This window comes from Streptomyces sp. NPDC001108, assembly GCF_053598535.1.
This window is the reverse complement of sequence record NZ_JBSFKL010000004.1, coordinates 75,668-91,324: the sequence shown is the minus strand read 5'-3', so window position 1 is coordinate 91,324 and position 15,657 is coordinate 75,668. Positions and strand designations below refer to the sequence as shown.

Sequence of the window (15,657 nt, the reverse complement as noted above, 5' to 3'; positions counted from 1 at the left end):
GCCGGGGTGCCTACCGGTGCCGGGACGCCTACCGGTTCCGAGGCATTGGCCGGCGCCGAGGTGCGTACCGGTCCTGAGGCGCTTGCCGGTCCTGAGGCGCTTGCCAGCTCCGAGGCGCTCACCGGTCCTGAGGGGTTTACCAGCTCGGAGGCGCTTACCGGTCCTGAGGCATGGGCCGGTGCCGGGGCGTCGGGCGGTACCGACGCTCCCGTGACCCTCGTCGCCAGCGATCTCGACCGCACCCTGATCTACTCCGCCGCGGCCCTCCGGCTCACCGGGCCGGACGCCGAGACCCCCCGGCTGCTCTGCGTGGAGACGTACGACCACAAGCCGCTCTCCTACCTGACGGAGACGGCCGCGACCCTCCTCGACGAGCTGTCCCGCACCACCGTCTTCGTCCCCACGACCACCCGGACCCGCGAGCAGTACCGGCGCGTCCGACTGCCCGGTCCCGCCCCGCGCTTCGCGATCTGCGCCAACGGGGGGCACATCCTCGTCGACGGCGAGTCCGACGCCGACTGGCAGCGGCGGGTGACCCGGAGGATCGCCGAGGAGTGCGCCCCCCTCGCGGAGGTCCGCGCCCATCTGCTGGCCTCGGCGGACCCGGCCTGGCTGCTCAAGGAACGGGTCGCCGAGGACCTCTTCGCCTACCTCGTCGTGGAGCGCGCGCTGCTGCCCGAGGGCTGGGCCGATGAGCTGGGCGCCTGGGCGTCCACGCGGGGCTGGACGGTCTCCCTCCAGGGCCGCAAGATCTACGCCGTACCCGGTCCGCTCACCAAGAGCGCGGCCATGAAGGAGATCGCCCGGCGCACCGGCGCCGCACTCACCCTCGCCGCCGGCGACAGCCTCCTCGACGCCGACCTGCTGCTCGCCGCCGACCGCGCCTGGCGCCCGGACCACGGCGAACTGGCCGAGGCGGACTGGAGCGCCCCGCACACCGAGGTGACGGCTGCACGGGGCGTCGCGGCGGGCGAGGAGATCCTCCGCTCCTTCCTCCGGGCGGCCCGCGCGGGAAGACCGGACTGAGATCCCCCGACCGGTGGAAAGGACGTCCTGACTCCGTCGTACGGACACCCCGCGGTGGGGCGAGCGGCCTGGTCCCGTCGTACGGGCACTCCGCGATGGAAAGATCGTCCCGATGCCGGACGTGACCACGCCCGGCCGCTCGACGCACCGGGAGCACCGTCATGACCAAGGGCAACGAAACGAAGATCACGGACGAGCTGTACGCGTACATGCTCGCGCACAACCCGCCCCTCGACGAGGTCCAGCGCGCGCTGGTGGAGACCACGTACGCCCGGTTCCCCGAGCACGCCGGGATGCAGTCGGCCGAGGAGCAGGGGCCGCTGCTCGGCTTCCTCGTCCGGCTGACCGGCGCCCGGCACGTCGTGGAGGTCGGGACGTTCACCGGCTTCTCCGCGCTGTCGATGGCGCGGGCGCTGCCCGCCGACGGCCGGCTGATCGCCTGCGACGTCTCGGAGGAGTGGACCGCGTACGGCCGGGAGGCGTGGGAGAAGGCGGGCGTCGCGGACCGGATCGACCTCCGCATCGCCCCCGCGCTCGACACCCTGCGGGCGATGCCGGCCGAGCCGCACATCGACCTCGCCTACCTGGACGCGGACAAGGGCAACTACATCCCGTACTGGGAGGAGTTGGTTCCCCGGATGCGGCCCGGCGGCCTGATCGTCTCGGACAACGTGCTCTTCCACGGCCGGGTCACCGACCCGGAGGCGACCGGCGGGGCGGCGGCGATCAAGGAATTCAACGACCACGTGGCCGCCGACCCGCGGATGGACAGCGTGATGCTCACCGTGTCCGACGGCCTGACCCTCTCCCGCAAGCGGTAGCGCGAGCCCGGGCCCTGTCGGTGGTTCCGGGATGCTGGGGCGGCTGGGGTCGCTCTGGTTGCTTCGGTGGCTGGCGTTGCTGGCGTCGCTGGGGTGGCTGTGGTGGCCGGTCAGCCGCAGCAGCCGCCACCGCAGCAGCCCCCGCCGCCCCCGCCCGACGGGGCGGCGGGCGCCGACCTGCCCGACGACGAGCCGCCGACGGCGACGGTGGAGAGCAGCTTCACGGTGTCGGTGTGCCCGGCGGGGCAGGAGGCCGGGTCGGAGGACTGGGCCATCGGACGGCTCAGTTCGAATGTGTCCCCGCAGGAGCGGCAGCGGAATTCGTATCGAGGCATGCCCTCAGGTTAGCGGTGGCCGGGCGCCGTGACGGAGGGCCGGCATCGGCGGTTCAGAGGCTGGTACGGCGGGCGACCGGTGCCGGTGTCGGTCCGCAGATGCCGGTCCGCCCTGCGGCGGAGCGGAGGCCGGCGGAGGCGTCCGGACCGTGCGGGAACGGAGATCCCGCCCGGCAAGGCCACAGGGGAACCACTCCGCGAAGCCGCAGGGCAACCACTCGGCGACGCCACAACGCCACAGGGCGACGACTCCGCGACACCGTGGGCCAACCGTTCCACGATGCCGCAGGGCGGCCGTTACATGGCCCCGTCCAGTGGTCGGCGGTCCCGCTCCGCGATTCCGCGCGGCGACGCGGCCCGGCGGTGGCAGGGCGGGCTCAGCCCCGGCCCGCCCCGCGCTCCTCGCGGATCCCGGAGACCACCCGCGCGGCCGTCTGCCGCACCGCTTCCGTCTCGGTCAGGAAGTGCCAGTAGTCGGGATGCCGCCCGTCGAGCATGGCGACGGCGCGGTCCAGCCGGGCCACCGCTTCGTCCAGCGGACGGGCGTGGCGCGGATCGGGCGTACTGCGGCCGTCCATCGCCAGCCGCTGGGCGTCCCGGACCGCGAACCGGGTCCGCTCGATCTCCTGCTGCGGGTCCTTGGCCACCGCGTCCAACTGCCGCAGCCGGTCACCGGCCGCCGACACCGCCTCGTCCGTGGCGTTCAGCAGGGCGCGGACCGTGCTCAGCCGGGAGGTGGCGTCCGCCCACCGCTGTTCGTCCCGCGCCTCGGCGGCTTCCTTCAACTTGTCCTCGGCCTGCCGCACATTGACCGCCGCCTGCTCCGGAACGCGCTGGAGGTCCTGCCAGCACGCGGCCGAGAAACGCCGCCGCAACTCGCTCAGCACCGGATCCACCGTGCCCGCCCGGGTCGTCAGCGCCTCGGCACGGGTACGCAGCGACACCAGGCGGTGGTCGATCTCGGCGGCCCGCTCGGGCAGCTTCTCCGCCTCGGCCCGTAGCGCCTCGGCATCGCGCAGCACCCGGTCGGCCCGCTGGAGGGTCTCCGGGACGCCGTGCCGTCCGGCGCCCTCGTTGAGCCTGGTCAGCTCGGGGGCGAGGGCCGCCAGCCGGGCGGCGAGGTCGTCCGCCCGGAGCCCCGACGCGCGCGCCGCGTCGAGCGCGTTGCTGGCGCCGAGCAACGCCTGCCGGGCCCGCTCCACGGCGGGCGCGAGCCGGGCGAGCTGCGTCTCCGCACTGCCCAGCAGCGGCCCGAGCCCCTGCGCGAACCGGTCCAGCTCGGCCTTGACCCGGACCAGCTCGTCCTTGGCCCCGGTCAGCTCGGCCCGCGCGCGGGCGGCGACCGAGGACTCCAGGTCGTCCCGGTCCAGATCGTGGGCGTCGACCGCGGTGATGTACGTGTTGCTGGCCTCGTCGATCCGCCGGCCCAGGGCGGCGAAGCCGTCCACGGCCCGGCGCGCGGCGGGGGAACCGTCCACCGCGGTGATCGTCTCGATCGAGATCCTCAGGTCGCGCTGGGCGGTGTCCAGCTCGTAGAAGGCCTCGGCGGCCGCGTCCTTCGCGGCCTGCGCCTCGGCGCGCTGACTCTCTCCGCGCCCGCCGAACCAGCGCCTCGTACCGCCACCGGCGAAGGCCGCGGGCAACGCGGCGACCAGCAGCGGCACCGGCAACAGCACCAGCGCGAGGACATCGCCGACTGCGGAGCCCCCGCCCGCTCTCCTCCGCGGCCGCGCGTCTGTCGCCCTCACATCCCTCTCCCGTGCTGCTCGCCCCTGCCCGGTACATTCTCCCACCCGGTAAAGACGAACACACGTGCCGGTTAGTTCGCGTTTCGGACCCTGACTTGGCCGTTGTCGCTGCGAACCTTCACCACGTGGCCGCTGCCCGCGCCCGCCGCGACCTGCGGTACGTCCACAGAGGCGTGCCCGTTGCGGGTGACGGCGTCCACCGCGTACTTCGTGGAACCGGGCGGCAGGTCGATGGTGATCGAGCCGTTGTCGCTCACGGCCTCCACCCGGTCCGGAGCGCTGGTGAAGCGCAGCCGGATGCTGCCGTTGTTGCTCCGTGCCGCCACGGACCCGGCCGACACCCGATCGGTGACGATCGCGCCGTTGTCGCTGGACAGGTCGAGCGGCCCGGTGGAGTCCCGGACGGAGACCCTGCCGTTGTCGGCGCGGAGCGTGAGCGGCGTACGGAAGCCGGAGGCGGCGATCTCCCCGTTGTCCCCCTCGACGACCACCGCCACCCCGCGCGGCACCTTCACCCGGTACTCCGCCGCGCAGTCGCTGATCAGGGCCTCGCACTTCACCCGGAGCGACAAGGTGTCGTCCCGCATCTCCCATTTCGGATCGGGCCCGCTCCCGAGCACCGCCCAGCCGTCGACCCGCCGCGTGACCTCGACCTCGCGCACATCGGCCGGTACGAGCTCCAGCGACGACGACCGGGTGTCGATGGTCAGCGTCTTCCCGCTCAACGCGAACGACTTGTGCTCGGCAGGCGCCTCGCTCACATCCGTACCGGCACAACCGGCCAGCGCGAGCACCATGACCGCGCCACCCCCGGACGCGACGAGAGCACGGGTACGGGCATGGATACGGGTACGGACTGCCACGATGATCTTTCCCCCCGGGGTCGAGCGACGACCGCCTCGCACGGCGCGCACCTCACCGTACGACCGCCCTCCGCCCCACCAGAACGGGGCGGACCACCGTACGGAGGGTGGGGATATCCCCCGTACCCCCGACCCCCTCCCACGAGGCCGGATACCGTTTGTGACCGGGGGCCGTGGGCCATGTACGCTGTTGCCTCATCCACGGGTGCGTAGCTCAGGGGTAGAGCGCTGCTCTTACAAAGCAGATGTCGGCGGTTCGAAACCGTCCGCGCCCACCACGAGGTCAGAGCACCTCTCGCGAATCCCCAGGTCAGAGCGTCAGAGACCTGGGGATTCGACGTTCCTGCACTCTGTCGACACGCTGAAGGAACTCTGCCGCAACCCTCAGAGGTCTGTACCGTCCGCTAAATCTCTCCTACGAGGCGGCAGGGAACCCGCAGCTCAGACACCGAATTCCGGGAACAACGAACATCCGGCGTACCTACTGCAGCGACCAGGGACGACCCCTGAAAACGGCGGATATCGTCGTGCCCGCCGCCCTGTGCGAGATCGTCCACGAGATCCCCGTCGCGCGGTAGTCCGGTTCAGCCTTGTAGGTGGGGCCATCCGTCCTGGTTGGAGTAGCTCTCAAAGCAGTACCGGGTCAAGCGGTCCCACTCCTTGCCGGTGGCCAGTTCGTACGCCTTGTCCGGTACGGACAGCAGCCATTCACCGTCGTGCTCGGTGGAGGTGTACGGGGCGAACTTGTCGACGTCGAAGAAGACGCTCTCCCAGACGGTTTGGCCTGCGGCTACGACGGCGCAGCGTGTGTACAGGAACACGTCGGACGATTGCGGGAACGGGTTGCCGTCTCGGTCTGTCAGGTCGACCACGGGGAGGGTTCCGAACTTCTCCTGGTCCAGGCGGTAGAGGGCCTCTGCGTGACATTCGGCGAAGCCGATGATGTCAGGGACGGGGCGGCGGCTCAGCTCCTCGGCAAGGCGCTGGCAGCTCTCTTGGGTTGCTTCGCCGTCCAGGGTGGCTATCAGCACCCAGAAGTCGGCCCATGTCATTCTCACTGGCTCAGGATGTCAGGGCAGTCTGACATCAACGAGAGCGCACAACCGAACTGGGTTGTCAGCGCTTCGGCGTACTTTCTCGCCATGGCGAACAGACCCCCGAGAACTGGCGTGCCTGGATGGCAGAGGTGGCCCGCGATGTTGAGGCCGGGATCCTGGAGCCCGAGTGTGTCGGCGGGGCGGAGATGTACCCGAGCTCACGGACGCCTGGCGCGACTGGTGACCACCGCTTCCCGGGCTTCCGTCGGTGTCTGTGTACGAAGACCGAGCCCCTGTCTCCGGCACCTTGCCCGTGCGGCGGCATCATGAGTTCCATGACTTCCGGAACCGGCTCAGCGCCGATCGAGAGCACTCACGTCACGGCCGCCGTCGAGGGCACGGGACTCCGCTTCTCCTGGGATGCCGATGCCCGGATCGAGGTGCGGAACCTCGGGGCCGAGGTCGTCATCGAGGCGAATGCCGCGGGGCTCAGGACGCTTGCCGGGCATCTTCTCGTGCTGGCAGGCGAAGGAGTTCCCGATGGAGCCCATCTGCACCTCGAAGACAGCAACGGGCTGGAAGACGGGTCCGTCGGACTGGTCCTGGAGCGCAGCTGCGAAAAGTGACCGGCCCCTCGTAGCCGTCGCCGGAGCTGACATCCAAAACTGACATCAACGACGGCGGATGACGGCGGTCGCGCGCGGTTTGCCGTGGCGGAGGTGACCAGCGACACGCCCCTGGGAGAGCGCTCCGCACGAGCTTGCAAAGCAGATGTCGGCGGTTCGAAACCGTCCGCGCCCACCAGTAGGAAACCGCGGGTGAGAGCCTGTCTCAGGACCTCCAGTCGCATGCGACCGGGGGCCGATTCCATGATGGATGCCGCCTGCGGTCTCGCGGTCGTGCATCGATCTGGTTGTGGCCGCCCGAGGCCGCCGAGCCGGTGGCGGACTTGCACGGTCCACCCGTCGTAGCGACGGTCCACCCGTCGTAGCGTGGGGTTCGGGCAAGGGGGTCTTGTTCGCGTCGGGGTTGGCTCAGGGGGGATCCATGTCGTACGGCTATGCACAGCAGCAGCCGCCGGGGAAGTCGCGTACCGGGTTGATCGTTTCGTTGTCCGTGGTCGGTGGGGTGGTTGTCCTGTTGGCCGTGGGGGTGCTGATCGCGTTGCTGAGTGGCAGGGGTTCCTCGTCGGGTGGCCCGGGGCCGGGGGAGGTCAGGGCTTCCGGGGTGCCCTCGGAGGCGCCGTCGGCCGGGGAGGCGGATGCCAAGGGGGATGTGCGGATCACCCGGTGTCGGGTCGACCCCCTGACCGAGTGGCCGGACGCGGATGTGGGAGATCGTGAACGGGGCCGACGACCGGGCGTCGTACATCGTCTCCGTGGAGTTCCTGGACGGGGACGGTACGCGCCGGGCCTCCGGGCTCGCGACGGTGACCGACCTGGAGGCGGGGCGGAAGGCGGTCGAGAACGCCCAGGGGCTGGGGGAGGTTCCGGGGAAGATGACCTGCGAGGTCGCCGAGGTGACCCGGATTCCCGCGCGGTAGTCGACGCGGTGGGCGGGGCGGTTGTCAGTGGTGCGGTTCACACTGGGGGCATGTGCCGAAGCATCAAGACTCTGCGTCCGCCCGCCCTCCCCGAAGAGGCCACCGAGGAGGAGATCCGGGCCGCGGCCCTGCAGTTCGTACGCAAGGTGTCCGGCTTCCGGGCCCCGGCCGGGCACAATCAGGAGGTGTTCGACCGGGCCGTGGAAGAGATCGCCGAGGCGACCGCCAGACTGTTGGACGGCCTGGAGGTGCGGGGAGCGGTCAGGGCGCCGTAGAGGCCGCTTCCGTCGCCGGGCGGCGCATGAAGAAGGCGGCCAGGGCGCCCGCCATGAACAGGGCGAGGACCGATACGGCCGTGGCGACCCAGGTCGCGCCGAGCCACTGGCCGCCGAAGTAGCCGAGGCCCACGCTGTAGCCGGCCCAGGCCACGCCCGCCAGGGCCGACCATGGCAGGAACTCCTTCGCCTTGCGGTGCGCGGCGCCCGCGCCCAGCGAGACCACGGAGCGCCCGGCCGGGGCGAAGCGCGCTATGACGACGAGGGCGCCGCCGCCCCGGGCGAGGGCGGCGCCGAGGCGTTCCTGCGCGGAGGTGAGGCGGCGCGAGCGGGCGATGGCCCGGTCCAGGCGTTCGCCGCCGCGCCAGGCCAGCCGGTACGCGACGAGGTCGCCGAGGACCGAGGCGGTGGCCGCGCAGAGGATGAGCACGAGGAGTGAGGGGACTTCCGCCGGTGCGGCCGTGGCTCCCGCGACGGTCGTCGTACCGGCTGCGGCAGCCGTGGCGGCGGTGATCACCAGCACACCGCTGGGCAGCAGCGGGAGGAAGACGTCCAGGAGCACCGACAGCGCGACGAGGCCGTAGATCCACGGACTGCTGATCAGCGCGCCCAGACTCTCAAGCACCTTCTACTCCCCGATTCGGAACAACGCCGCGACGTCGCGGGGGAGCGGACAGGAGCGGCAGGGTCAGCTGTACAGCGTACGCCTGCCGTTCATGCGGTGATCTATAAATAAGAACGATGTTGGGAACCTCACGCGCGCCCGGAAACGGGGAAAGCCCTGGTTCCGGGGGCGCGTGAGGCTCGGAGCGGTCTGCTCGGAGCGGTGTGCCGGGCGGTGTGCCCGGTGGTGCGGACCGAGGGGCGGGACGCGGTCAGACCGATACGGGCGGTGCCTGCTCGGAAGTGCGCTCCTCGCCGGGGTGGGCGCCGGCCCGGGCGAACAGCCCGTCCAGGGCGAGGGCGCCGGAGCCGGTGAAGACCAGCAGGAGGAAGGTCCAGCAGAAGACGGCCGAGGGCTCCCCGCCGTTCTGGAGCGGGAACAGCGCCTCCTGCTGGTGGACGGTGAAGTAGGCGTACGCCATGGAACCGGAGCAGATCAGGGCGGCGACGCGCGTGCCGAGCCCGAGTGCCACCAGGGCGCCGCCGACGAATTGGATGACCGCCGCGTACCAGCCGGGCCAGGTGCCGGCGGGTATGGAGCCGCCGTTCATGGCGCCGCCGAGGATGCCGAAGAGCGAGGCGGCGCCGTGACAGGCGAAGAGCAGTCCGATGACGATGCGGAAAAGGCCGAGGACGTAGGGCTGGGCCTGGCGCAGATGGGTCTGCATGGGGGGAGGCTCCTTCGGTCGGGTGGGGACGTGAACCGATCGGGCGCTCCAGATTAGGGAGACCTTACCAATGCTTGCAAGTTCAACATTTCTGGTGGCTGACCGAAAAATGTCTCGCGTAATTCGGTCGCGCTTCGTTCGGGACCCCCTGCCATCTGCGAACCTCTTCTCCGCTCGTTGGCCTGAACCAATGGCGGCGTAACTTTCCGGCCAGCCCGCGGGGTGGTGGTCGGGCGGGGGAGGGGGCGTCCGGTCATGATCCGCTGGTTCTGGACCACGGGGGTCGCGTGATGTCCGTCCGGCGGGCATGTGGTCCGGTGGGGGTGGGCGGTCCATGTGGGGTGGTGGGGTGGACCAATGGCGGTGGCGGCCGCGAGGGTGGGGCGGCGGTCCGGAGGAGGGGGAGTGGTCAAGGGGGGAATGCGGGCCGGGTGGGCCTTTCGTGGCGCCGGGGAACCAATGCCGTCGACCGGGTGGGTCCGAGGTGGACGCATGGCGACCGGCGGGTGACCGTACTTGACCGAAAGCGTATGGGTGGCCGGGACGCGATCCGCGGGCGGTCGCGGTGAGGGGCCCGGTGCCGGGCGGAAGCGCCGGGCGGAGATGCGGGGCGCAGGTGCCGGGCAGGGGCGCGCCCCCTCGGACCGGCCGGTGCGAGAGGGCGCGCGGGAAGCGGAGGCTCCGCCGGTTCAGCAGCCGTTCAGGATGGTCTGCAGGGCGCTCTTCTCCGCCGGGTCGACGGTGAGGTCGTAGTAGTGCTTCACGTGGACCCAGGCCCGCGCGTACGTGCACTTGTACGCGGCCCGCGGCGGCATCCACTTGGCCGGGTCCTTGTCGCCCTTGGCCTGGTTGACGTTGTCCGTGACCGCGATGAGCTGGGGGCGCGTCAGATCGTTGGCGTACGCCTGTCGCTGGGCGGTCGTCCAGCCGCTGGCGCCCGACCGCCAGGCTTCGGCGAGCGGCACCATGTGGTCGATGTCCAGGTCGGAGGCGGCGGTCCAGGTCGCGCCGTCGTACTCCGAGTACCAACTGCCGCTGACGGCTGCGCAACTGGTGTTCGTCTCCACGTTGGTGCCGTCGCGCTTCAGGACCGCCTCGCGGGTGTTGCAGGCGCCTGACTGGGTGATCCAGTGCGGGAACTTGTCGCGGCTGTAGCCGTCCGACGAGCCCTCGGCGGCGACGGTGAGCTGGCTCAGGTAGGTGCGGGCCGTCGAGGCGGCGACCGGCGTGGGCATGGCCGCCTGGGCGGTGGGCGCGGTGAACAGGCCGGCGGTTGCGGCCATGGCGACGGATGCGGCGACGGCGGCGATACGACGCGCGTAGACACCGGACATGCGAACTCCCTTGATGTGGGGGGAACGTGGACGGGCAACCCGTGAAGCCCGGCCATGGTGGCGGCGCCAGGTTTCCGTGGGGTGGGCGCCAGGTAACAGAGTGGCGACATGGGCACGTCAGTAGCAAGGGGTCTGGCCGACAAGCCTGGGGCTTGGGGGCGTACGTCCGTATCTGCGCGGGCGTATGTGCTGACGCGACGGCAGCTCGGGTTCATGGGAGGCCGGTTCGTGAGGGTGCCCGGGACGTTTCCGGTCATACAGTTGCGGCGTGCTGCTACCGGTCGACATCACCCTCGGGGTCGTGCTCGCCGTGCTGCTCGCGGTGGCCGCCGGGGTCGCCGCCCTGGCCTCGCTCGGGCGGTCCCGCGAGATTCTGCTGGCGGGACTACGGGCGGCCGTTCAGCTCGCCGGGGTCTCGCTGCTCATCGGCTGGGTGGTGCGATCGCTGCCGCCGACGCTGGGGTTCGTGGCACTGATGTACGCCGTGGCCGCGTGGACCGCGGGCCGGCGGGTCACCCGCAACGGCACCTGGTGGTGGGCGGCGCTGCCGATCGCGGCGGGGGTCGCGCCGGTGGTCGGGCTGCTGCTGCTCACCGGGCTTCTGCCGGTGAAGGGCATCGCGATGATCCCGGTGGTCGGCATCCTCATCGGCGGGGCGCTGACCGCGACCGTGCTGGGTGGGCGGCGCGCGCTCGACGAGCTGACGATACGTCGCGGGGAGGTGGAGGCGGGGATGGCGCTCGGGCTGCTCGACCGGGACGCGCGGATGGAGATCGCCCGGCCGGCCGCGGCGGACGCGCTGCTTCCGGGGCTGGACCAGACCCGGACGGTGGGGCTGGTGACCCTGCCGGGGGCCTTCGTGGGCATGCTGCTGGGCGGCGCCTCGCCGGTGCAGGCGGGCGCCGTGCAGCTCTTCGTGCTGGTGGCCCTGATGGCCGTGCAGGCGGTGGCCGTGACGGTGGTGCTCGAACTGGTCGCACGGGGGCGGCTGCACCGGGTGTGACGGGGCGCGGGGTTGCCGCCGAAAGCCGGGGGCGTCGGCTACGGGCTCGGCCGCGTACCCGCCCCTCCTCCGGGGGTGGCGCGGCCTATCGGGCGGTTTCGATGTGCAGGTGGATCCGGCCGTCGGGGGCCGCCTCCACCCGCAGGTGCGTCAGGTCCGGCACGTGCGCGTCGGGGGAGAGGGCCGCGGCGCGTGGGCCGACGCCCATCACGCGCATGCCCGCGGCCCGGCCCGCCGCGATGCCCGCCTCGGAGTCCTCGAAGACGACGCAGTCCGCCGGGGCGAAGCCCAGCTCGGCCGCGCCCTTGAGGAAGCCCTCCGGGTCCGGCTTGCTGGCGCCGACGCTCTCCGCGGTGATCCGGATCTCCGGAATGCGCAGCCCCGAGGCGGTGAGCCGGGTCCGGGCCAGGGCTTCGTCGGCCGAGGTGACCAGGGCGTGCGGGAGGCCGGTGATCGCGTCCATGAAGGCGGCGGCGCCGTCGATCGGGACGACGCCGTCGGTGTCGGCGGTCTCCTCGGCGAGCATGACCCGGTTGTCCGCGTAGTTCTGCTCCATCGGGCGGTCCGGGAGGAGGGCCGCCATGGTGGCGTACCCCTGCCTGCCGTGGACGACCTTGAGCGCGGCCTCCGGGTCCAGCCCCTCGCGGAGCGCCCAGCGCCGCCAGCAGCGCTCCACCACGGCGTCGGAGTTCACCAGGGTCCCGTCCATGTCCAGGAGGAGGGCGCGGGCGGTGAGGACGGTGGCCGGCATGGGCGGGCTCCAGGAAGCGGGGGCGAGGGGACAGCGGGAGAAAAGGGTCAAGCAGCCTCGCCCGCCGGTCAGGGGTGGCGGGCGGAGGCTACTTTGTTCCATCACGATACAAAGAGCTGTCCGGGAAAGCCAATCCCTGTCCTTCTTCTCCTCTTTTCTTGGGGAATGCTCCCCTCTCTTTTCAGGAAGGTTCCCGGTTCCCTCAGGAAGGTCCCCGGCCCGTCGTCTCCGCCTCCAGGGCGCTGCGGGTGCGGGGGCCGTAGACCCCGGCGGGGTCGCCCTCGATGGACTTGTACGACTGGTAGACGAGCACCGCGCGCTCGACCCGGTTCGAGTAGTCGCCGTCGTAGGACCCGTGGAACAGCCAGACCTCCGCCAACCGGCGCTGGAGGTCGGCCACCGCCGGTCCCCGGTCCCCGGGGCGCAGCGAGGGCCCGGCCAGCGAGGCGGGCGGCGCGTCCGACGGGGAGGTCTCGGCCGGTGCCGAGGGGGTGGTGGTGGTCGGTGGGGGCGGGGCGACGGACCGGGAGGGCGACGGCTCCGTGGTGGCCGAGGCGGAGGGGGAGGGCGAGGCGGACGTGGCGGGCGGGGCGGGGGCCGAGGGGCTCGGGGAGGCCGGGTCGGAGGCCGGTGCCGACTCCGTGGCGTCGGTGTCCGCACCGGGGAGGTCGGCCGCCGTACTGGGCAGGGCCCGCACCCGGTCCCCGCCCCCGTCGCCGCCACCGAGCAGCCCGGTCGCGAACGCCGCCGTGCCCACCACGGCGATCAGGGCCACCCCCGTCGCCACGGCCGTGAACGGGCGGCGGCGCCTTGACGGCCCGTCCTCGTCGAGGAGCGCGGGCACCACGGTGGGGGAGCCGGGGCGCCCGGCCGCGCCAGGGGCTTCGGAAGGGGCGCCGAAAGAGGCTGCCCCAGGGGCGTCGGATGCGGTGCCGAAGGAGGCGTCGAACGCGGGGACGGCGGCGGTCGCGACGGCGTCCGGCAGCGGGCCCGCCGTCGCCGGGCCGAGGCGGAGCGGCATCGTCGTGGCCGCGTCGCCCTCCACGGCCTCGGCCGGGCGGGCCCGCCCCGGGGCCCCGGCCCCGGGCCCCTCCGGGGCGGACAGGTCGTTCCCCAGGGTCACGTACGGCCGGATCCGCAGCGGGTCGAAGTCCTCGGCGGCGTCCCGTTCCGCCCGGTCGGCCGCCACCCGCCCGGCCCGGTGCCGCTCCTCCTCGTACCGCTGCCGGTCCCGCTCCGCCGCCGTGCGCCCGCAGGCGCAGCCCGGCCGGGGCGCGGAACCGTGGCCGGGCCCGCCGCCGGGTCCGTCGTCCGTACCGCACTCCGGGCAGATGTGTCCGGTCATGGTGGCCCCTCCCCTTGATAGCCCTGCGATTATGCAGCCCGTCCCGGTGCGTACACCCGCTCAGCAGGCCATAACCGTACGGAAAGGACAGGATAGGGATGTAGCGGACCCGAGGAGGTGTACATGGCCCGGCATGCGAGGATCCCTGCCCCGGTCTCTGCCCCGGCGCCCGGGGCGGAGCGCTCCCGGCGGTCCGTGCTCGTGGCCATCGGAGCACTGCTCCTCGGCATGCTGCTGGCGGCACTCGACCAGACCATCGTCTCCACCGCGCTGCCGACCATCGTCAGCGACCTCGGCGGTCTGGAGCACCTGTCCTGGGTGGTCACGGCCTACCTGCTGGCGTCGACCGCCGCGACCCCGCTGTGGGGCAAGCTCGGTGACCAGTACGGCCGCAAGAAGCTCTTCCAGGCCGCCATCGTCATCTTCCTGATCGGGTCGGCGCTCTGCGGGATCGCCCAGAACATGCCGCAGCTCATCGGCTTCCGGGCCCTCCAGGGGCTCGGCGGCGGCGGGCTCATGGTGCTGTCGATGGCGATCGTCGGCGACATCGTGCCGCCGCGCGAACGGGGCAAGTACCAGGGGCTGTTCGGCGCGGTCTTCGGTACGACGAGCGTCCTCGGACCGCTCCTGGGCGGCCTGTTCACCGAGCACCTCACCTGGCGGTGGGTCTTCTACGTCAACCTGCCGATCGGCGTCGTCGCGCTCCTGGTGATCGCCGCCGTGCTGCACATCCCGGTCCGCGGCGAGAAGCACGTCATCGACTACCTCGGCACGTTCCTGATCGCCGCCGTCGCCACCTGCATGGTGCTCGTCGCCTCGCTCGGCGGCACCACCTGGGCCTGGGGCTCGGCGCAGATCGTCTCCCTGTCCGTGCTGAGCGTGCTGCTGCTGGTCGCCTTCGTGTACGTCGAGCGCCGGGCCGTCGAACCGGTCATCCCGCTGAAACTCTTCCGGATCAGGACCTTCACGCTCGTCTCCGTCATCAGCTTCGTCGTCGGCTTCGCGATGTTCGGCGCGATGACCTATCTGCCGACCTTCCTCCAGGTGGTGCACTCGATCACGCCGACGATGTCCGGTGTGCACATGCTGCCGATGGTGCTGGGCCTGCTCCTCACCTCGACGGTGTCCGGCCAGATCGTCAGCCGCACCGGCCGCTGGAAGGTCTTCCCGATCGCGGGCACCGGCCTGACCGCCATCGGCCTCCTGCTGCTGCACCGGCTCACCGAGACCACCGGCACCTGGGTGATGAGCGGCTACTTCTTCGTCTTCGGCGCCGGACTCGGCCTGGTGATGCAGGTACTGGTGCTGGTGGTGCAGAACGCCGTCGGGTACGAGGACCTCGGTGTCGCCACGTCCGGGGCGACCTTCTTCCGGTCGATCGGGGCCTCGTTCGGCGTCGCCGTCTTCGGCACGATCTTCACCAACCGGCTCACCGAGAAGCTCACCGCCGCGCTCGCCGGGCACCCGCTGCCGCCCGGCGCCGGGGTGAACGGGCTGGCCTCCGATCCGCGCGCCATCGGACAACTGCCGCCCGCGCTGCGGCCCGCGGTGCTCCACGCGTACTCGACGTCGATCACCGACGTGTTCCTGTACGCGGCCCCCGTCGTGCTGGTCGCCTTCGTCTTCGCCTGGTTCCTCAAGGAGGACAAGCTGCGCGGCTCGGTGACGGCCCCGGAGGTCAGCGAGACCCTGGCGTCGAACCCGGTGGAGCGGTCCTCGTACGACGAATGCGCGCGCGCCCTCTCGGTCCTCGCGACCCGGGCGGGGCGCCGGGAGATCTACCAGCGGATCACCGAGCGGGCGGGGTACGACCTGCTGCCCGCCGCGAGCTGGATGCTGCTGCGCATCCGGCGGCACGGCACGGTCGAACCGGCCCTGCTCGCCGACACCACCCCGGTGCCGCTGCGGGCGGTCACCGACGCGGCCCGGCAGTTGGAGGAACGGGGACTGGCCCGGCGGGAGGGCGTGCAACTGGTGCTCACCGAGACCGGCTCGGAAGTAGTGGTCGACCTTGCGCGGGCCCGGGAGGAGGCCATGGCCGAGCTGCTGGGCGACTGGTGGGGGCCGGACCGGCCGACCGACCTGGTCAGGCTGGTGGAGGAGCTGACCGCGGAGACCTGCGGTTCGAAGGAGGAGCGCCCGCACAGCCCCGCCCCGCAGCGCGACCACGCGGCCCGGGGCCGGCCCGAGCCCGGCGAGGAGCCGACCTGAGCCGGTGAGTTCGGTGGCGGCGGCCGGGGGCGGC

16 protein-coding genes and 1 tRNA gene are annotated in these 15,657 nt (G+C 72.0%); 8 read left to right on the top strand and 9 right to left on the bottom strand.

All coding sequences use genetic code 11. The features are described from left to right. Positions 1 to 210 precede the first annotated feature (210 nt). Positions 211 to 1,026, top strand: coding sequence for an HAD family hydrolase (locus ACWC97_RS11890; RefSeq protein ID WP_352279452.1), 816 nt, complete (start codon positions 211 to 213; stop codon positions 1,024 to 1,026). 161 nt (positions 1,027 to 1,187) lie between these two features. Further along, the gene (locus ACWC97_RS11885; RefSeq protein ID WP_352279451.1) at positions 1,188 to 1,847 is read left to right on the top strand and encodes an O-methyltransferase; all 660 of its coding nucleotides are present in this window, start codon (positions 1,188 to 1,190) and stop codon (positions 1,845 to 1,847) included. Positions 1,848 to 1,957: 110 nt separating this feature from the next. On the opposite strand, the gene ACWC97_RS11880 is transcribed toward ACWC97_RS11885, so the two are convergent. From ACWC97_RS11880 to ACWC97_RS11870, 3 genes are all read right to left on the bottom strand, one after another. Next, positions 1,958 to 2,182, bottom strand: a complete 225-nt coding sequence (locus ACWC97_RS11880) for an FmdB family zinc ribbon protein (RefSeq protein ID WP_352279449.1) — start codon at positions 2,180 to 2,182, stop codon at positions 1,958 to 1,960. Positions 2,183 to 2,559: 377 nt separating this feature from the next. Then, positions 2,560 to 3,930, bottom strand: coding sequence for a hypothetical protein (locus ACWC97_RS11875; protein ID WP_450648928.1), 1,371 nt, complete (start codon positions 3,928 to 3,930; stop codon positions 2,560 to 2,562). A 71-nt stretch (positions 3,931 to 4,001) separates the two neighbouring features. Further along, complete coding sequence (locus tag ACWC97_RS11870) at positions 4,002 to 4,793, bottom strand: DUF4097 family beta strand repeat-containing protein (RefSeq protein ID WP_450648926.1); 792 nt, start codon at positions 4,791 to 4,793, stop codon at positions 4,002 to 4,004. A gap of 203 nt (positions 4,794 to 4,996) precedes the next feature. On the opposite strand from ACWC97_RS11870, the gene ACWC97_RS11865 reads away from it, so the two are divergent. Then, positions 4,997 to 5,071 (top strand) — tRNA-Val (locus tag ACWC97_RS11865). A gap of 306 nt (positions 5,072 to 5,377) precedes the next feature. Here ACWC97_RS11865 and ACWC97_RS11860 read toward each other — a convergent pair. After that, positions 5,378 to 5,845, bottom strand: coding sequence for a DUF4240 domain-containing protein (locus tag ACWC97_RS11860; protein ID WP_450649239.1), 468 nt, complete (start codon positions 5,843 to 5,845; stop codon positions 5,378 to 5,380). 320 nt (positions 5,846 to 6,165) lie between these two features. On the opposite strand from ACWC97_RS11860, the gene ACWC97_RS11855 reads away from it, so the two are divergent. The 3 genes from ACWC97_RS11855 (at position 6,166) to ACWC97_RS11845 (ending at position 7,648) form a co-directional block, all read left to right on the top strand. Next, complete coding sequence (locus ACWC97_RS11855; protein ID WP_450648924.1) at positions 6,166 to 6,456, top strand: Imm32 family immunity protein; 291 nt, start codon at positions 6,166 to 6,168, stop codon at positions 6,454 to 6,456. Between the two features lie 713 nt (positions 6,457 to 7,169). Continuing rightward, positions 7,170 to 7,373, top strand: coding sequence for a hypothetical protein (locus ACWC97_RS11850; RefSeq protein ID WP_450648922.1), 204 nt, complete (start codon positions 7,170 to 7,172; stop codon positions 7,371 to 7,373). Positions 7,374 to 7,423: 50 nt separating this feature from the next. Further along, positions 7,424 to 7,648: a DUF2277 domain-containing protein gene (locus ACWC97_RS11845; protein ID WP_450648920.1), complete on the top strand. Its 225-nt coding sequence runs from the start codon at positions 7,424 to 7,426 to the stop codon at positions 7,646 to 7,648. Here the strand turns inward: ACWC97_RS11845 and ACWC97_RS11840 are convergent. The 3 genes from ACWC97_RS11840 to ACWC97_RS11830 all read right to left on the bottom strand — a co-directional run bounded on the left by ACWC97_RS11840 (position 7,635) and on the right by ACWC97_RS11830 (position 10,313). Then, a complete protein-coding gene (locus tag ACWC97_RS11840) occupies positions 7,635 to 8,273 on the bottom strand; it encodes a DedA family protein (protein WP_450648918.1) in 639 nt (212 codons plus the stop codon). The genes ACWC97_RS11845 and ACWC97_RS11840 overlap by 14 nt on opposite strands. A gap of 250 nt (positions 8,274 to 8,523) precedes the next feature. Further along, positions 8,524 to 8,979: a DoxX family protein gene (locus tag ACWC97_RS11835; RefSeq protein ID WP_450648916.1), complete on the bottom strand. Its 456-nt coding sequence runs from the start codon at positions 8,977 to 8,979 to the stop codon at positions 8,524 to 8,526. Positions 8,980 to 9,668: 689 nt separating this feature from the next. Continuing rightward, the gene (locus ACWC97_RS11830; RefSeq protein WP_450648914.1) at positions 9,669 to 10,313 is read right to left on the bottom strand and encodes an HNH endonuclease family protein; all 645 of its coding nucleotides are present in this window, start codon (positions 10,311 to 10,313) and stop codon (positions 9,669 to 9,671) included. A gap of 268 nt (positions 10,314 to 10,581) precedes the next feature. Here ACWC97_RS11830 and ACWC97_RS11825 point away from each other — a divergent pair, with 268 nt between their 5' ends. Continuing rightward, positions 10,582 to 11,316: an ABC transporter permease gene (locus ACWC97_RS11825; protein ID WP_450648912.1), complete on the top strand. Its 735-nt coding sequence runs from the start codon at positions 10,582 to 10,584 to the stop codon at positions 11,314 to 11,316. Positions 11,317 to 11,401: 85 nt separating this feature from the next. On the opposite strand, the gene ACWC97_RS11820 is transcribed toward ACWC97_RS11825, so the two are convergent. After that, complete coding sequence (locus ACWC97_RS11820) at positions 11,402 to 12,067, bottom strand: HAD-IA family hydrolase (protein ID WP_450648910.1); 666 nt, start codon at positions 12,065 to 12,067, stop codon at positions 11,402 to 11,404. A 202-nt stretch (positions 12,068 to 12,269) separates the two neighbouring features. Next, a complete protein-coding gene (locus ACWC97_RS11815; RefSeq protein ID WP_450648908.1) occupies positions 12,270 to 13,412 on the bottom strand; it encodes a peptidoglycan-binding domain-containing protein in 1,143 nt (380 codons plus the stop codon). Positions 13,413 to 13,535: 123 nt separating this feature from the next. Here ACWC97_RS11815 and ACWC97_RS11810 point away from each other — a divergent pair, with 123 nt between their 5' ends. Beyond that, on the top strand, positions 13,536 to 15,623 hold the full coding sequence (locus ACWC97_RS11810) for an MFS transporter (protein WP_450648906.1): 2,088 nt from the start codon (positions 13,536 to 13,538) through the stop codon (positions 15,621 to 15,623). Positions 15,624 to 15,657: the final 34 nt, after the last annotated feature.

What these genes read in the sequence shown, in the direction of transcription:
- ACWC97_RS11885 (WP_352279451.1), top strand. Translation starts at nt 1,188, where the DNA reads ATGACCAAGGGCAACGAAACGAAGATCACGGACGAGCTGTACGCGTAC.
- ACWC97_RS11880 (WP_352279449.1), bottom strand. Translation starts at nt 2,182, where the DNA reads ATGCCTCGATACGAATTCCGCTGCCGCTCCTGCGGGGACACATTCGAA.
- ACWC97_RS11860 (WP_450649239.1), bottom strand. Translation starts at nt 5,845, where the DNA reads ATGACATGGGCCGACTTCTGGGTGCTGATAGCCACCCTGGACGGCGAA.
- ACWC97_RS11855 (WP_450648924.1), top strand. Translation starts at nt 6,166, where the DNA reads ATGACTTCCGGAACCGGCTCAGCGCCGATCGAGAGCACTCACGTCACG.
- ACWC97_RS11845 (WP_450648920.1), top strand. Translation starts at nt 7,424, where the DNA reads ATGTGCCGAAGCATCAAGACTCTGCGTCCGCCCGCCCTCCCCGAAGAG.
- ACWC97_RS11835 (WP_450648916.1), bottom strand. Translation starts at nt 8,979, where the DNA reads ATGCAGACCCATCTGCGCCAGGCCCAGCCCTACGTCCTCGGCCTTTTC.
- ACWC97_RS11830 (WP_450648914.1), bottom strand. Translation starts at nt 10,313, where the DNA reads ATGTCCGGTGTCTACGCGCGTCGTATCGCCGCCGTCGCCGCATCCGTC.
- ACWC97_RS11820 (WP_450648910.1), bottom strand. Translation starts at nt 12,067, where the DNA reads ATGCCGGCCACCGTCCTCACCGCCCGCGCCCTCCTCCTGGACATGGAC.
- ACWC97_RS11815 (WP_450648908.1), bottom strand. Translation starts at nt 13,412, where the DNA reads ATGACCGGACACATCTGCCCGGAGTGCGGTACGGACGACGGACCCGGC.
- ACWC97_RS11810 (WP_450648906.1), top strand. Translation starts at nt 13,536, where the DNA reads ATGGCCCGGCATGCGAGGATCCCTGCCCCGGTCTCTGCCCCGGCGCCC.